The 16,487-nt window shown below is 40.9% G+C and carries 16 protein-coding genes and 1 tRNA gene; 9 read left to right on the forward strand and 8 right to left on the reverse strand.

From position 1 onward, the window contains the following. Nucleotide 1: 1 nt before the first annotated feature. Both C6H66_RS06725 and C6H66_RS06730 read right to left on the reverse strand, forming a co-directional pair. A tRNA-Val gene (locus C6H66_RS06725) sits at nt 2–78 on the reverse strand. Nucleotides 79–250: 172 nt separating this feature from the next. After that, complete coding sequence (locus tag C6H66_RS06730; RefSeq protein WP_046396893.1) at nt 251–1,624, reverse strand: MATE family efflux transporter; 1,374 nt, start codon at nt 1,622–1,624, stop codon at nt 251–253. Between the two features lie 224 nt (nt 1,625–1,848). Here C6H66_RS06730 and C6H66_RS06735 point away from each other — a divergent pair, with 224 nt between their 5' ends. Further along, nucleotides 1,849–2,505, forward strand: coding sequence for a riboflavin synthase subunit alpha (locus C6H66_RS06735; RefSeq protein WP_105395157.1), 657 nt, complete (start codon nt 1,849–1,851; stop codon nt 2,503–2,505). Between the two features lie 423 nt (nt 2,506–2,928). Further along, complete coding sequence (locus C6H66_RS06740) at nt 2,929–3,906, forward strand: CgnE/CgnB domain-containing protein (protein ID WP_105395158.1); 978 nt, start codon at nt 2,929–2,931, stop codon at nt 3,904–3,906. A 62-nt stretch (nt 3,907–3,968) separates the two neighbouring features. Here the strand turns inward: C6H66_RS06740 and cfa are convergent, their stop codons facing one another. Both cfa and punC read right to left on the reverse strand, forming a co-directional pair. Next, nucleotides 3,969–5,120, reverse strand: coding sequence for a cyclopropane fatty acyl phospholipid synthase (gene cfa / locus C6H66_RS06745; protein WP_105395159.1), 1,152 nt, complete (start codon nt 5,118–5,120; stop codon nt 3,969–3,971). A gap of 261 nt (nt 5,121–5,381) precedes the next feature. Beyond that, entirely contained in the window at nt 5,382–6,578 is a 1,197-nt protein-coding gene (gene punC, locus C6H66_RS06750) for a purine nucleoside transporter PunC (protein WP_105395160.1), read from the reverse strand. Nucleotides 6,579–6,726: 148 nt separating this feature from the next. Here punC and punR point away from each other — a divergent pair, with 148 nt between their 5' ends. Next, nucleotides 6,727–7,635, forward strand: coding sequence for a DNA-binding transcriptional activator PunR (punR, locus tag C6H66_RS06755; RefSeq protein ID WP_105395161.1), 909 nt, complete (start codon nt 6,727–6,729; stop codon nt 7,633–7,635). 6 nt (nt 7,636–7,641) lie between these two features. Here punR and purR read toward each other — a convergent pair whose 3' ends face one another. Further along, the gene (gene purR, locus C6H66_RS06760; protein WP_046396887.1) at nt 7,642–8,667 is read right to left on the reverse strand and encodes an HTH-type transcriptional repressor PurR; all 1,026 of its coding nucleotides are present in this window, start codon (nt 8,665–8,667) and stop codon (nt 7,642–7,644) included. A 691-nt stretch (nt 8,668–9,358) separates the two neighbouring features. Here purR and C6H66_RS06765 point away from each other — a divergent pair. Then, complete coding sequence (locus tag C6H66_RS06765) at nt 9,359–9,706, forward strand: Grx4 family monothiol glutaredoxin (protein WP_046396886.1); 348 nt, start codon at nt 9,359–9,361, stop codon at nt 9,704–9,706. Between the two features lie 112 nt (nt 9,707–9,818). Here the strand turns inward: C6H66_RS06765 and rnt are convergent, their stop codons facing one another. Beyond that, nucleotides 9,819–10,475: a ribonuclease T gene (gene rnt / locus C6H66_RS06770; protein ID WP_046396885.1), complete on the reverse strand. Its 657-nt coding sequence runs from the start codon at nt 10,473–10,475 to the stop codon at nt 9,819–9,821. Continuing rightward, nucleotides 10,475–10,888 carry a lactoylglutathione lyase gene (gloA, locus tag C6H66_RS06775; protein WP_040149886.1) on the reverse strand — a complete coding sequence of 138 codons (414 nt, stop codon included), beginning with the start codon at nt 10,886–10,888 and terminating at the stop codon, nt 10,475–10,477. Before gloA ends, rnt begins: the two co-directional genes overlap by 1 nt. Nucleotides 10,889–11,060: 172 nt before the next feature. Here gloA and C6H66_RS06780 point away from each other — a divergent pair, with 172 nt between their 5' ends. Together C6H66_RS06780 and slyA are read left to right on the forward strand one after the other, a co-directional pair. After that, complete coding sequence (locus tag C6H66_RS06780) at nt 11,061–11,300, forward strand: DUF1289 domain-containing protein (RefSeq protein WP_036805434.1); 240 nt, start codon at nt 11,061–11,063, stop codon at nt 11,298–11,300. A 559-nt stretch (nt 11,301–11,859) separates the two neighbouring features. Then, on the forward strand, nt 11,860–12,291 hold the full coding sequence (gene slyA, locus C6H66_RS06785; protein ID WP_036805437.1) for a transcriptional regulator SlyA: 432 nt from the start codon (nt 11,860–11,862) through the stop codon (nt 12,289–12,291). Nucleotides 12,292–12,377: 86 nt separating this feature from the next. On the opposite strand, the gene C6H66_RS06790 is transcribed toward slyA, so the two are convergent. Then, nucleotides 12,378–12,848, reverse strand: a complete 471-nt coding sequence (locus C6H66_RS06790; RefSeq protein WP_036805439.1) for an outer membrane lipoprotein — start codon at nt 12,846–12,848, stop codon at nt 12,378–12,380. A 347-nt stretch (nt 12,849–13,195) separates the two neighbouring features. On the opposite strand from C6H66_RS06790, the gene anmK reads away from it, so the two are divergent. From anmK to tyrS, 3 genes are all read left to right on the forward strand, one after another. After that, complete coding sequence (gene anmK / locus C6H66_RS06795; protein WP_046396894.1) at nt 13,196–14,308, forward strand: anhydro-N-acetylmuramic acid kinase; 1,113 nt, start codon at nt 13,196–13,198, stop codon at nt 14,306–14,308. A 49-nt stretch (nt 14,309–14,357) separates the two neighbouring features. Then, nucleotides 14,358–15,011 (forward strand): pyridoxamine 5'-phosphate oxidase, encoded by a 654-nt coding sequence (gene pdxH / locus C6H66_RS06800; RefSeq protein WP_105395162.1) that lies wholly within the window; start codon nt 14,358–14,360, stop codon nt 15,009–15,011. Between the two features lie 119 nt (nt 15,012–15,130). After that, a complete protein-coding gene (gene tyrS, locus C6H66_RS06805; RefSeq protein ID WP_105395163.1) occupies nt 15,131–16,405 on the forward strand; it encodes a tyrosine--tRNA ligase in 1,275 nt (424 codons plus the stop codon). The last annotated feature ends 82 nt before the right edge of the window (nt 16,406–16,487 follow it).

Here is a 16,487-nt window from a genome sequence, read left to right on the forward strand (position 1 = left end):
TTGGTGCGTCCGAGTGGACTCGAACCACCGACCCCCACCATGTCAAGGTGGTGCTCTAACCAACTGAGCTACGGACGCAATCTAAATTGCATGGGTGACAACGGGGACGAATATTAGCGGCGAGTTAGCCTTCTGGCAAGGGGAATAATACAAATTATTGTTCAACTGTTCGTATTTGCATCTACACACAGTGAGTTTGTCGTTTATTCCACCAAATTAAGTATTCGTCCCCGGCTTTATAGAAAATAAATCAGCGAGTTGAACGTTGTAAAACTATCTCATCTGGCTGTTTTTGTATCCACAAAATACGGGTAAATATCATCACTGCTGATGCAGTCAGGCCAATAATAAAGCCAATCCAGAACCCTTGCGGCCCCATAGCGGGTACGAAATGGTCAGTTAATCCCAGAATGTAACCGCTTGGCAACCCCAAAATCCAGTAAGCGATGAAAGTGATATAAAAGATAGAACGCGTATCTTTATATCCACGTAAAACACCAGCCCCTACAACCTGTACGGCATCAGATAATTGATAAAGCGCGGCAAATAACATCAGATGCGATGCCATGATGATAACTTCAGGATTGTCGTTATACATCAAAGCGATCGGCTCTCGCAAAATAATAGAAAAAGTTGCGGTTAAACAAGCAAATACCAAGCCAACCATAATTCCGGTATAGGCTGATATCCGGGCATTATCGGTAGACTTTTGTCCTAAATTGTAGCTCACCCGGATAGTGGTTGCCGCGGCTAAAGATATTGGGAACATAAACATTAATGAGCCGAAATTTAGTGCGATTTGATGCCCTGCGACAGCAGTAATGCCTAAAGGAGAGATCAGCAATGACACTATGGCAAATAGGGTAATTTCAAAAAACATCGCCATCGCAATAGGAAAACCGAGAGCTGAAATACGTTTCAGAATATGCCAGTCTGGTGCGGCAAAACGATGTTTAGGGCGGATATCTTTTTGTGATGACGAATGTTTCACATACCAACGCATTAATAGGAACATGGCCCAGTAAACACTGGCGGTTGCAACGCCGCAACCAACACCACCTAAAGCGGGCGCGCCGAATTTACCGTAAATGAGTATGTAGTTAATCGGAATATTAATTAACAATCCTAAAAAACTAATCACCATGCCTGGTTTGGTTTTCGATAAACCTTCACATTGATTACGCAGCACATGATAAAATAGAAAGCCTGGCGCACCCCACATGATTGCGTGGATAAATCCAACCGCTTTTTCTGCCAAAAGTGGATCTATATTATGTTGCCTGTCAATCAGGAACTTGCTGTTGTATAAAATAGCGATAATGATAATGGAGAGGAAAATCGATAACCAAAATCCTTGTTGAGTTTGGTTAGCAATGAGATTCCTGCGTCCAGAGCCATTCATTTGCGCAATAATGGGTGTTAAAGCTAATAGTAAGCCGTAACCAAATAAAATAACTGGCAGCCAGATAGAGGTGCCAACGGCAACCGCAGACATATCGGTTGCACTGACGCTACCCGCCATAACGGTATCCACAACTCCCATTGCAGTTTGGGAAAATTGGGCAATAATGACGGGGATCCCCAGAGCGAGCAAACTACGCGCTTCTTTTAAATATTTCTGCACGCATCACACCTTATTTTAAAAGTAGAAAATATTAAGAAAAACGTCTGTATATAAGAAACGATTTTCGAAAAATCAACCGTTTACTAACCGGGGTATTGTATCTATTTGATACTATATTACAACAATCATGCTGAGTTTATATTCAAATGTTTAGGTGGTATTTATCAATGACAACTTGATATAAACTAATTAATAATTATACACAGTCATTAAGAGGTTCTTCTATGTTTACGGGCATCGTTCAGGGAAAGGCACCCTTGGTTGCTATTGATGAAAAGAGCAATTTTCGGACTCATGTTGTTAAATTCCCGGCTGAATTATTGCCGGGTATTGAAACCGGGGCATCGGTTGCCAATAACGGTTGTTGTCTGACGGTAACTAAAATAGAAGGCGATGAGATTAGTTTCGACTTAATCAAAGAGACTCTACGTCTGACTAATCTTGGTGATTTGCAGATAGGGGATTATGTGAATTTGGAGCGGGCGGCTAAATTTGGGGATGAAATTGGTGGACATTTGATGTCCGGTCATATCATCACGGTTGCTGAGATAGTTAAAATTTTCACTTCAGAAAATAACCATCAGATATGGTTCCGTATCCATGATAAGCAACTAATGAAATATATCTTACATAAAGGGTTTATCGGCATCGATGGAATTAGCCTGACAATTGGCGATGTGGTTAATAATCGTTTTTGCGTTCACCTTATTCCTGAAACATTGGAACGTACAACATTAGGTAAGAAACGTCTTGGTCAGAGAGTTAATATTGAGATTGACTCACAGACTCAAGCGATTGTTGATACTGTGGAGCGCGTTCTTGCCCAGAGAGAGCGGGAACAGGTCCTCTCTCAGCAGTCAGAGACATGGATGGCAGAATGATCAATAAATGAGGAGCGACAGGCGGACCCCCACTTGTCGCTTTCAAACAGAATTAACGGCGTTAAAAAGGAGTATTGAACCAACGATGCTCCTTTTTGTGATTTATATTGCAGAGTCTTGCGCATTTTGTTAACTAATATAGTTAATATTGTTATTATTGTGTTAATGCTCTTTCTCGTAAAGCGCAGACTAATCTCCACGATGATATTTTAGAGGCTACTTTATGGAAAACCCGATTGAGTTAGATGAATGGCTTGAAGAACCTACACACGATGATGCTGTTGAAATGATGAATGCGCAAGCTGTCGTACCTTTTGGTACTGCACTTTGGCCTTAACGGTTTTTTATAATTAAGGCTCTTTATAATAATAGATAAGTAAGGGGAGAGTTTCCCCTTACTTAAAAATAAACAGGATTGTCCTCATGGATAAAAGTCTTGAGAATATGTATCGTTGTTTATCGTATCATCCTGCGATTTCGGATAAAGTAAGAAATGATGAATGTATAAAAATATTTATCGGATCTGATACTGAGCATGGCGATATTGCGCAAAAGATGCATGTGTATAAAAAGAATTTCGATGTGAAATCTGATTTCGCTTTCTTAGAAAAAACGCCGCCAGACGATGTAAAACAAAAAATAGCCGATTGTGATTTGTTTATTTTTCTTTACGCATCATCAACATTAAAGAATGCATCTCCACAAGGGCCTGAATATCTAACCAAAATAAGAAGCTTTATTACTGAATCATGGAAGAAATCTGTACTGTTTAAAGATTATGGTCCGCATTTTATTGAAGCATTCAGTGAGCCACCAGCATCAATAACAGAAAGGAATCAAAAACTTATTGGGTTATCAAGTCGATCACAGAAGATTAAATATACAGATAATAAAGGGAACTCGGTTGTAGGTTATTTAGAAAAGGACCATAAATGGACTTCCATTGATGGCAACGGAAATATTGATGTTATTCCTGGGGAAATAGCAAGTCATATAAAGAACCTTAACGGCAGTATTAGCTTTAGTGGTACCTTTTTGAGTACTGCACCCTTTGCCATAAAGTATGGGGTTGTCAATGATATGATGACTATAAATATAAAAGAGGGTGAAATTATTGGTTTTGATTGTGAGAATGATGAATTTAGTAGAGATTTTAATTTATATCTAAATCATAATCACGGAAATAGAATTGTTGAAGAGTTTGGTATTGGTACTAACACTGGGGTGAAAGCGCTTTATGGCAGAAATGCCGGTTTTGAAGAGCGGCATCCTGGCTTACATCTTGGTTTAGGTGGTGGTGTAAAAGGGAGTCATCATTTAGATTTGATATTTTCTGGTGGAAAAATAGCATTTGATCAAACCGTTTTCTTTGATAATGGTTATGTGGGTGATTTCCGTTAATGAGAAATAGATATACTGCATTGAATAAAAGCTACGGTGGAAACCTGTAGCTTTTAGGTTAACTATCGGGCTACCCGCAACCCGCCTTCAATGCCTTTTAGACTGAATATGATTTGCCATAATTGAATATCGCGAGCACGAAACGCACCGGCACAGGCATTCAGATAATAGCTAAACATGCGTTTAAACGTTGGATTATAGTTATCTTGTATTTCAGGCCAACTGGCGATAAATCTTTCATACCAGGCCATCAATGTTCGATCATAATCTGCGCCAAAGTTATGCCAATCTTCCATAACAAAACAGTGTTTGCTGGTGTGGACTATTTGCTCAATCGAAGGCAAACAGCCATTAGGAAAAATATATTTGCTGATCCACGGGTCAGCACTGGCTTTAGCTTTGCTGGAACCTGAGGTGTGTAGCAGGAATAAGCCATCAGGTTTCAAGTTTCTTTGAACGACGTCGAAGTAAGTCGCGTAATTTTTAGGTCCAACGTGTTCAAGTATACCGACAGAAGCGATTCTGTCGAACTGCCCATGTAAATCTCGATAATCTTTCAGAATGATTTTTACATCCAGATTTGAGCATTGTTTCTGTGCATATTTCTGTTGTTCGGCTGAAATAGTTATGCCTGTGACGGAAACACCATAATTTTTAGCGGCATAAGCGGATAGCCCACCCCAACCACATCCAATATCCAGCAGGGTCATACCTGGAGAAAGTTCCAATTTCTCGCAGATGAGTTTCAACTTATCAAGCTGAGCTTGTTCCAGTGTTTCAGCTTGTTTCCAATATCCGCAAGAATATTGCATATAAGGGTCAAGCATACGGGTAAAAAGATCATTTCCTAAATCATAATGTTGATAGCCGACAATCCATGATCTTTTTGGCGTTTGTAGATTACGTAAGCGGGCTGTTGCGATTCTTACTATCTCTTTGAGATTATTGGGCATTTTATTTTCTAATCCAGCGCGAAAAACGCGATAAAAGAAAATATCTAACCGCTCGCAATCCCACCAGCCATCCATGTAACTTTCACCTAATCCCATTGAACCTTGTTGTAAAACTCTTTTGTAGAAATTAGGGTTTTTTATCTGGATGTCATAAGGATTGTGACCATTAATTTGAATACCTGCCTCCTCTAGCATCTCATTAGCCATTCTCTGCCAGAAGTTAATAGCTGTTTTCGGGTTTTCAATATAGGGTGAACTCATATATTCTCCAACGTTAGGGTGATGGAATATTGAGGAGCTCGTTTTAGCTAACAAAGGATCAAAGTAAAAAAATCTTAAAGATGACTAATCCATGAGTTTAATAGGGGCAATCATTGCTCCTCAAAACCTCAAATTCCAGGTTATTTGTAATAAAGATCTTTATTGAGTATAAAAGCATAAAATTGTTTTATCAATTAATAAATAAAGGCCGCGATTAATTGATAATTAGCCGCCTTTATTGATATAATAATTTGATTAATATCAGGAATTTTGTTCAACTGTTTGAATACAGCGATCAGCGTTTTTTTTCCACTGTATAAAATATCCTAATGTCATTGGAACAACGGTAGAAACCATGACAGTGATTGTGGATATAAGTGGATTGCTGATAAATGCTGATACAACCAAACTGGCAATAAAACAGAGCCCTAATTGAAGCGTGTTTTGTAATGCAGTAGCTTTTCCACTGTCTTGTGGATAAGCGGATAAAGCGTTTGCTACTGCAATTGGATATGATGCGCCATTCATTGCAGCCATAAAGCAGAAAGGGATCAGAATAGTGAATAGAGTTGGCTCGCTAAATTTTGCAATCAAATAGAGCGTAATCATGCTGACAGCATAGCCAACTAACAGATAAGGAAAAATAATCTCACTTTTTATTTTGGTCAAAATACTGCGACATCCATAACCTCCAACGATAAAGGCCAACGTTTGAGGGATATAACTCAGACCGATGTCATCGGGGGTATATCCCATTTCACCGAGAATTGAAGGGGAGCCGGTTAACCAGGCAAAAAAGCCGGCGCTGCATGATGCGAATATCAGAACGTTGCCATTAAACAGTGGTGATTTTAATAGCGTAAGGAAAGAGACATTATTTGTTTGCACTTGAGTTTCACGGTTTTTGCGATTTTCTTGCAAAAATAGAGTAAAAAACAACAGTACTAATGTGATTGTCAGTAAGATTAGGAAAATTATGCGCCAGCCGCCATGTTGCAACAGCCAGGCTCCCATTAAAGGCGCTAGGGCAGGGGAGAGTGCAACCAATGGCATAATCGTTGCGAAAACACGTTTGGTACGATTGGAATCGTAACGATCAATAACTAATGCTTGCCATGAGACGGCGGCTGAACACACACCTATGGCTTGGACAAAACGCAAAACTAAAAGTTGGGTGGAATCTGTTATCCACATCATTCCCAGACAGCCAATAGAAAACAGGGATAGGCCGGTGATAATAATCGGTTTTCTGCCAAAGCGATCTGAAAGAGGCCCCCACAAAAGTTGCGCAAAGGCGAAACCTGCAAGAAAGATGCTTAGGCTGGCGCTAATTGCGTTTGCTGATGTCCCTAATTCTTGTTGCATAGCACCGAATGCTGGCAGATACATATCAATAGCCAGATAGCCTAGCATACTCAAGCCTGCAAGGTAGAACATGAACTGACTTGAGTTTTTCATTTGATTACTCTCTTTGAATGTCATGATTGAAATAATTTGCAGTGATAAGATAGATAACAATATTGACACATATTCTATACGTCGTGATTTTTACTTGTGAAATGGTAATATTTGCATAGTGCTGTGAAAAAAATTGAAAGGTAAAATTATGTGGTCGGAATATTCACTTGAAGTCGTGGATGCGGTTGCCAGAACAGGCAGTTTTAGTGCCGCGGCATCGGAGCTTCACCGTGTCCCTTCTGCGATCAGTTATACCGTAAAACAATTGGAAGAGTGGCTTGCCGTTTCGTTGTTTGAGCGTCATCATCGGGATGTAGAATTAACTGAGGCAGGCGCTATTTTTATCAAAGAAGCTCGCTCTGTTATCAAAAAAATGATTGATACTCGTCACCAATGTCAACAAGTTGCAAACGGCTGGCGAGGGCAATTTAATATTGCTATTGATCTCGTTGTCAAACCAGAACGTAGTCGTCAGCTTATTCTTGATTTTTACCACTATTTTCCTGATATAGAACTTTTTATTCATCAGGAAGTGTTTAATGGTGTGTGGGATGCGCTGGTGGATAGTCGAGTTGATGTTGCCATTGGGGCAACCCGAGTGGTTCCTGTCGGGGAAAGGTATAGTTTCCGAGATATGGGGTTTATGCCTTGGTTATGTGTGGTTAGCGCAGACCATGAGTTGACTCAATTGCCGGGGCCGCTATCTGATGACCAAATGCGGCCTTATCCAAGTTTGTGCCTTGAAGATACATCCCGTAATTTACCGAAGCGTGACACCTGGAATCTGGATAACCAGCGCAGGCTGGTAGTTCCTGATTGGGAGTCTGGTCTGTCTTGTTTAAACGAAGGATTATGTGTAGGAATGGTGCCTAAGCATAGGGCAATGCCGCTTATTCGGCAGAAGAAATTAGCCGTGTTGGAATTGGAACAGCCTTTACCAGACAGTCCATGTTGTTTGGCGTGGGTACAAAACAGCCATTCTCCAGCATTAAGTTGGTTGCTCGACTATCTTGGCGATAGTGAAACGCTTAATGCTGAATGGCTTCAGGATGAATAAAACGGATTAACGGCGGTAGTCGATAAATGGACCATCCACGACAGAGCGTCGTTCAACCAAGCGTGGATGTACTTCAATGGTTTGTGCATCTTCACGTTTGTTGACGATTCTGTCCAATAACATAGAAAACGCCATTTGTCCCAGTCGTTCTTTTGGCTGATGAATGGTGGTCAATGCCGGAGAGAAATAACGAGCGTTGCGTATATTGTCATAACCGATGATAGAAATATCTTGCGGGACGCGTAATCCTGATTCATCAGCAGCGCAAATAGCCCCCATAGCCATAACATCTCCGCCGCAGAAAACCGCAGTCGGACGCTGTTTTTGATGCAGAATTTGATGCATGGCTTTATAGCCCGATTCTGGCTCAAAATCCCCCTGAATAATCCATTCTTCTCTGATCGGAATATTGGCTTCTTTTAACGCCTTCAAGAATCCTTGATGGCGACCACCGCCGGTATTTCGTGCCAGAGGGCCGGGGATAGCGCCAATATCACGATGGCCGCGCTCGATAAGATAACGACCAGCCAGATAACCTCCGTGGAATGCGTTATCAATAATCGTATCGGTGAAGTCGCTTCTGGCTTGACCCCAATCCATGACGACCATTGGAATATTGCGATAATCTTCCAGCATTCCCAACAACTGTTCCGGATATTCTGAACACATAATCAGCAGTCCATCCACACGTTTTTGTGCCAGCATGGCGAGATAGGCTTTCTGTTTATCAATGTTATTGTGTGAGTTACATAAAATCAGCGTATAGCCTTTGCTATAACAACTGTTTTCAACAGCCTCAATGACTTCAGCAAAATAGGGGGCTTCACTGGACGTTGCAAGTAATCCGATCGATTTTGTGTGGTTAACTTTCAGACTGCGAGCGACGGCGCTGGGTGAATAATTCAGTGTCTTAATAGCAGCCCAAACGGCAGCTTTAGTATCTTCAGCGACGAAGCGGGTTTTATTAATAACATGGGATACGGTAGTGGTTGAGACACCAGCGTGTTTAGCCACATCTTTGATCGTTGCCATGAGGTGAAAGACTCCTGACCTTTTGGTCTAAATTTAAAACGCTTTGTTAATCATTTGCCAGCCCTTTTACACAAGGGCTGGCAATAAGTTAGCGATAAATCTTGGATTTTGTCTGATCTGGCTCAAAAGTGAAAGCAATAATCAGTGTTATAAAATGAATGGTAATCGCTATTTATGCTTTTCCTTATGTAAGGGCAATTAACCATCTCGATAGACTGGTTTTTGTCGTTATAAACTTTTTATTCTGAGGAGGCTTTATGAATACCGATTTGAAACTTGGTTTATTTACTGCTGTTAGCACGTTGGTGATGATTGCCATTTTTGCCGCTCTTTGCTTGATCTTTGCCTGATTTGAGCTGATGAGATGGATTAAAAATTGACTTTACGTTTAAAAGAAATTGGGCGGATAGTCTCAGTGGTTTATCTGCCCTTTGCCTTTGGGTGTTAAAATAGAGAGTAATGAATTAATCTGATGGTTGTTAAGCCCACCCCAGAACCAAAAGCTTTCACTGCTGCGCCGGTAAATTTCTGGTCGTCCTGGCAACTTCTACGATAAATAACAGTGAAAATGATGCCATCTGCATCAGGATAAGAAAAGATCAGGATACATCTTAGTGAGAGAAAATGGTATTCTCCGTAGTATTGTGACGATGTTGGTTATCAACATAGTGTTGGTTTAAAGGAAATAAAAATGATGACTATTGAGAAGATTGAGCGCCAAATTAAAGAAAACCCAATTTTATTGTATATGAAGGGTTCTCCTAAATTGCCAAGTTGTGGATTTTCTGCGCAGGCTGTTCAGGCTTTATCTGCATGTGGTGAACGTTTTGCTTACGTAGATATTTTGCAAAATCCAGATATTCGTGCAGAATTGCCAAAATATGCTAATTGGCCAACCTTTCCTCAACTTTGGGTAGCAGGTGAGTTGATAGGTGGATGCGATATTATCATTGAAATGTATCAGCGTGGTGAGTTACAAACATTAATCAAAGAAACTGCTGATAAATATCGTCCCGAAGACGAAGACGCGACAGAGTAATTTTTTAATTACTTACAGACAGATTATTATGCTATCTCCCCATATATTGATATATGGGGGGGTATTATTGCTTAATTTAGATTTGATTATATTAATCTAGCCGTTCAGCTATTTATCCGTTTTTTTCTTCTGTTGCGGTCGTTAATGGCCAGCCACCAAGTTGTTTCCAACGGTTAACCATTTCACAGAATAATTCAGCGGTACGATCAGTATCATATAAAGCGCTGTGAGCTTGATGATTGTCGAATGGGATACCGGCGGTGATGCAGGCTTTTGCTAAGATTGTTTGTCCTAATACCAGACCACCTAAAGCAGCGGTGTCAAAAGTTGCAAACGGATGGAACGGATTTCGCTTTAGTCCGGTGCGTTCCGCGGCAGCCATAACAAAGCTATGATCGAAGCTAGCATTGTGAGCAACGATAATTGCCCGATTACAATGATTATTTTTTATCCCTTTACGAACCATTTTAAAAATAGCGTGTAGAGCTTCATATTCGCTCACTGCTCCACGTAGCGGATTTAATGGATCAATGCCGGTGAACTCCAGGGCTGCTGGTTCAAGATTGGCTCCTTCAAATGGCTCAATATGGAAGTGAAGCGATTCGCTAGGCGTTAGCCAACCTTCACCATCCATCTTCAGTGTAACGGCGGCAATTTCAAGTAATGCGTCTGTTTTGGCATTAAAGCCGCCAGTTTCAACATCAATAACAACAGGGTAATAACCTCGAAAACGTCCACTAAGGACGTTTGGCTCTTTTTTATCAGACATCAGATCGAGTTACCCAGGGCGTTGCTGGCATTTTTGTTTTCAATCAGCTCAATTTTGTAACCATCTGGATCTTCAACGAAAGCAATAACGGTTGTTCCGCCTTTTACAGGGCCTGCTTCACGGGTAATGTTGCCACCGGCTTGGCGAATAGATTCGCAAGTGGCTGCGACATCATCAACACCTAATGCAATGTGACCAAAGGCATTCCCCATTTCGTAATGGTCAACTCCCCAATTATAGGTTAACTCGATTACTGCCCCTTCGCTTTCATCAGCGTAGCCAACGAAGGCGAGTGAGTATTTATATTCGATGTTTTCACTGGTGCGTAGCAGACGCATGCCTAACACTTCAGTGTAAAAATTAACGGAGCGTTGTAGATCACCAACACGGATCATGGTATGGAGTAAACGCATAATTACCTCTAATTTAATGGTTTTACCAATATTTTTGTGCGGTAGGTCGCACAAAAACCACTAACTATAACGTGTCTTACGGTTACAGTTCAATTTTCCCATAATTATAATTTATTCTTATCTAGGTTTATAATTAAATATAGTATGTGAATTGTATAGGAAACGGGATGTGATGGCTGAGCAACTGGAGTTTTTTGCTATTCCCAGTCCTTGTCGAGGAATTTGTCAGGCTAATGAGCGAGGTTTTTGTCTGGGGTGTTATCGCAGCCGGGAAGAAAGATTTAATTGGATGAAAATGTCTGATGGGCAAAAGCGTGAAGTATTGCGACTGTGCCGGCAAAGATATTTACGTGCATTGAGAGCACAAAATCAGACAGATGAAGAACCACCTGAGCAGCCATCACTATTTTAATTAGAGATTTTTGAAGTTATTAAAGTTAACAATTCAATGATTTACTTATATAGGGTTATATTTTTGGCGAAGTTATAAATGTTCTACTATAATCTTAAGTATTTTGTTTGTTATTTTTTTATTTTTTACTTAACGAAAAGACTAAGGGAGCTTATTTGAGTGTTTTTATAACTTTATGTTTTAAATGGAATTTTAAGCCAAATTGTGTGATAAATGTAAAATAAAAACAACATTAATGTAAAAATAGATAGCTTAGCATTTAGATGACAGCTATTCTTATAGTACTTTGAATAAAGTATTGAATGATATTTATTGGTTTCTGTTTGCTTGTATTCATAGTTCTGATAGTTTTTATGGTAAAAATATTGTATGTTAATTGTTTTGTTCTGAGTTTAAATTAAGTTTAGTTGTTCTTGGTTATAGTTACCTGAATTAGTTAGTTGCTAAGAATTTACTGTGATTATGCAGAAGTTATATATACTTTTTTAAGGCTAGTTAGCCTGATTTAGAAAAATTTGGCTGTTATGTTTAGTAGGCTAGTTTATTTAAGGAGGGACAATTGGAATCTACATTGGGATCAGATCTGGCACGGTTAGTTCGTATTTGGCGTGCTTTAATTGACTACCGTTTAAAGCCGTTAGAATTAACTCAGACTCATTGGGTAACGTTATACAATATTAGCCGGTTACCTCAGGAGCAATCTCAGATACAGTTGGCGAAAGCTATCGGTATCGAGCAACCATCTTTGGTCAGGACATTAGATCAGCTTGAGGAAAAAAAACTTATCACCCGGCATACTTGTGCCAATGATCGTCGTGCAAAGAGAATCAAGCTAACTGAAGATTCTGCATCGGTTATTAGGGAGTTGGATGGTGTTATTGAATCCACAAGAAATGAGATTCTGGAGGGTATTTCACGCGAGGAACTTGCTTTTCTTTCCACTTTAGTGCAGAAGTTAGAGCAAAATATTATCCAATTACAGAGTAGATAGTAATTACGATAGCCATGAAATGTTAACCGGATGAAAGAAGACCGCGACTTACCAAAATGAAGTCACGGTTTTCTTATTTCTATATCTTATTGTCGAGGTGAAACAGTAATACTACTGCCTTGGCCTGCGATTCTTACTCGTTGACCTTTATGGAAAACAGTTTTACCTTGCTTTTGAACAACAATGATACTTTCACCGCTGTCACGACGAATTTCGAGTTCCACACCTTTAGTTGTGTTAAGAGCCCCCTGAACGTTTTGGCCTGCAACACCACCGGCAATCGCACCAGCGGCAGTCGCCAATGTATTGCCACTACCGCCGCCAATAGTATTACCAACCAAGCCTCCTAGAACCGCGCCGCCAATTGCGCCTAATACATTCTCATCGCTACCCGCCTGAATATTGATAGGACGAACAGAAACAATTGTACCGTAAGAGACAGTCTGGACCTGCTTAGCTTGTCCAGCGGTATAGGTATCACCAGAAAGAGAATCGGTGTTGACACAGCCTGATAATGAAGCAACGGCAACCGCGCTAACTAAAAAGTGCTTAAACATAGTAACTCCTAATTTCGATGCCTGACTGCGGAAATCTGATAGCTTACTGGGCAATCAGGCTAACAACTGGCATTGGCAATAAGTAATAAAAAGTTTATCCAAATAGAATGCCAGTACATTAGCAATCTAGTGCTAAACATATATTAAACGTCAATAGAGATTTTTAAAAGAAATAGCTATTAATGAGAAATTCAGCATTTTTTGTGAAGTTGTTTCCAAAACTCAGGTTTTATTCCTTAGTTTGTCTATTAGTCATATACAGCCAAAACCACTGCGCTTTATAGTTATTGGCGTGGTTTCTGATTTTATCAAGACAGATTTTAAGCAGGAAGGCAAATTAAATGGTTATGAAGTCAGGTCGTTATATTGGTGTAATGTCGGGGACAAGTCTGGATGGCGTTGATGTGGTGCTTGCAGCAATCAATGATAAAGTTGTTGCTCAACAAGCCAGTTATTCACATCCATTCCCACACGAATTAAAACAGAAAATTCTTGCGGTCTGCCAAGGGCAGCAAACGACATTATCAGCAATTGGTCGGTTAGATTATGAACTAGGTTCTTTATTCGCTGAAGCAGTGCAGGGCTTACTGATTAAAACAGGGTTAACCACCAGTGACATTATCGCTGTGGGATGTCATGGACAAACCGTTTGGCATGAGCCAGATGGTCACACGCCTTTCACTATGCAGCTTGGCGACAATAACCGTATCGCAGCTTTAACTGGGATGACTGTGGTTGGCGATTTTCGTCGGAGAGATATGGCATATGGCGGGCAGGGAGCGCCATTAGTTCCCGCTTTTCATTTCGCCGTCTTAGGGCATCCGACAGAACGCAGAATAATTCTCAATATCGGCGGTATTGCCAATATAACGACGCTATTACCGGGATCACCGGTCAAAGGTTATGACACAGGTCCGGGTAATATGCTGATGGATAGTTGGGTGTGGCGTCATCAGAAAAAACCTTATGATAAAGATGCGCAATGGGCGCGGGAAGGTGCGGTTAATAACCAGCTACTTAGACAAATGCTTTCTGATCACTATTTTTCACGGCCAGCTCCTAAAAGCACAGGCCGGGAGTATTTCAATATGAGTTGGTTGGAGGCGCAATTAGCTAACTTTCCTGACATATCTCCAGTTGATGTCCAGGCAACACTGGCCGAACTGACAGCAGTGTCTGTGTCACAGCAAATCATGTTGAGTGGTGGATGTGAACGTCTGTTGGTTTGCGGCGGCGGCGCACGTAACCCACAGATAATGAGTCGACTTTCTGCATTATTACCGGGAACGGAGGTTTGCCCGACAGATAAATATGGCTTAAGCGGCGATGATATGGAAGCACTGGCATTTGCTTGGTTGGCATTCCGTACGATGTCAGGTGCGTCAGGGAATTTGCCTTCTGTTACCGGTGCGAGTACTGAAACCATTTTAGGGGCGATTTATCCTGTTAATAATCAATAACAATGATAAGCTGTCTGGTATTTAGTGAGTCATAAACAGAGTTACGTTAATGTCAGAACATAATGAATTTGATGTTGCAGAATTACGCCGTGAATATATTCGCGGTGGGTTAAGACGTAAAGATTTAACTAAAGAACCTATCGAACTTTTTGAGCGTTGGTTTAAGCAAGCATGTGAAGCTAAGTTGAGTGATCCAACTGCAATGTGTATAGCAACGGTTGATGAGAATGGCCAACCGTATCAACGCATTGTGTTATTGAAGCATTTTGATACAAATAGTTTGATTTTTTATACAAATTTAGGCAGCCGGAAAGCAGAACATTTAGCGCACAATAACAAAATCAGCCTCCATTTCCCTTGGTATCCTCTGGAAAGGCAAGTCTCTTTTCTTGGTAAAGCGGAACGTCTTTCTCCTGTTGAAGTGATGAAATATTTCCATAGTCGTCCCAGAGATAGCCAGATTGCTGCATGGGCGTCACAACAATCCTCTCGTATTTCCGCACGCGGTATTTTAGAAGGGAAGTTCCTTGAGTTAAAACAGAAATTCTTGAATGGCGAGGTGCCTTTGCCTAGCTTTTGGGGAGGATTCAAAGTGACCTTTGATTCTGTTGAATTTTGGCAAGGTGGTGCAAATCGGCTCCATGACCGGTTTATTTATCAACGGGAAGGCGATAGTTGGCATATTGACAGGCTTGCGCCATAAATCGTGGATTATTATTTTTAATACTAGCACTTATAGTAGTAGCGTTTTATGCTATGCCGCACTCTTTTTAAGTCGCGATTTATACAACAGACAAAATACACAAATTGATGGAGTCATTAATGTCTAGCAATAACCTGATAAAACAACTGCAAGAGCGGGGCCTCATTGCCCAGGTGACGGATGAGAATGCGTTAGCAGAGAGACTGGCGCAGGGGCCTGTCTCTCTCTATTGTGGTTTCGATCCGACCGCTGACAGCTTGCATTTGGGGCATCTGGTTCCCTTGCTGTGTTTAAAACGATTCCAGCTGGCCGGGCATAAACCCGTGGCGTTAGTTGGTGGGGCTACGGGTTTGATTGGCGATCCAAGCTTCAAAGCTACTGAACGTAAACTGAATACTGAAGCTACCGTTAAAGAGTGGGTAGAGAAAATCCGTAGACAGGTTTCACCTTTCCTCGATTTTGATTGTGGTGAAAATAGCGCTAAAACAGCCAACAATTATGATTGGTTTGGCAACATGGATGTTCTGACTTTCCTGCGTGACATCGGCAAACATTTCTCAGTTAATCAGATGATTAATAAAGAAGCGGTTAAACAGCGTTTGAACCGTGATGATGTGGGTATCTCTTTCACTGAGTTTTCTTATAACCTACTGCAATCCTATGATTTTGCTCGCCTGAATGAAGTACATGGTGTTGAGTTACAGATTGGTGGTTCTGACCAGTGGGGAAATATTACTTCTGGTATTGATCTGACTCGTCGTATCAACCAGAAACAAGTATTTGGCATGACTGTTCCGCTGATCACGAAATCTGATGGCACTAAGTTTGGCAAAACAGAAGGTGGCGCTGTTTGGTTGGATCCGAAGAAAACCAGCCCGTACAAATTCTATCAATTCTGGATTAATACTGCGGATGCCGATGTCTATCGCTTCCTGAAATTCTTTACTTTCATGAGTCTTGAAGATATTGATGCGTTGGAAGAAGAAGATAGAAATAGCGGTAAAGCTCCTCGTGCTCAGTACGTGTTGGCAGAACAAGTTACTGGTATGGTGCATGGTGAAGAAGGGTTGTCAGCCGCTAAACGGATTACAGAAAGTTTATTCTCTGGGGCCGTTGCTGATTTGACCGAAGCGGATTTTGCTCAATTGGCACAGGATGGTATGCCGGTAATTGAGCTGGAAAAAGGTGCGGATTTGCAACAAGCTTTAGTTAATGCTGGGTTAGTACCTTCTCGTGGTCAGGCGCGTACTATGATCAGTTCCAACGCTGTCGCAATTAATGGTGAAAAACAATCTGAACCTGAATATCTGTTTACTGACAGTAACCGTCTGTTTGGTCGTTACACCCTGTTGCGTCGTGGTAAAAAACACGATTGTTTGATCTGCTGGAAATAACTGATATTGCATTATAATGGGGCAACACAAATGTTGCCCTTTTTCTTACCATGACTTTAATCTTATAAACAGAAGCCAGAAT

This window comes from Photorhabdus hindustanensis, assembly GCF_002968995.1.
GTDB classification, from domain to species: domain Bacteria; phylum Pseudomonadota; class Gammaproteobacteria; order Enterobacterales; family Enterobacteriaceae; genus Photorhabdus; species Photorhabdus akhurstii.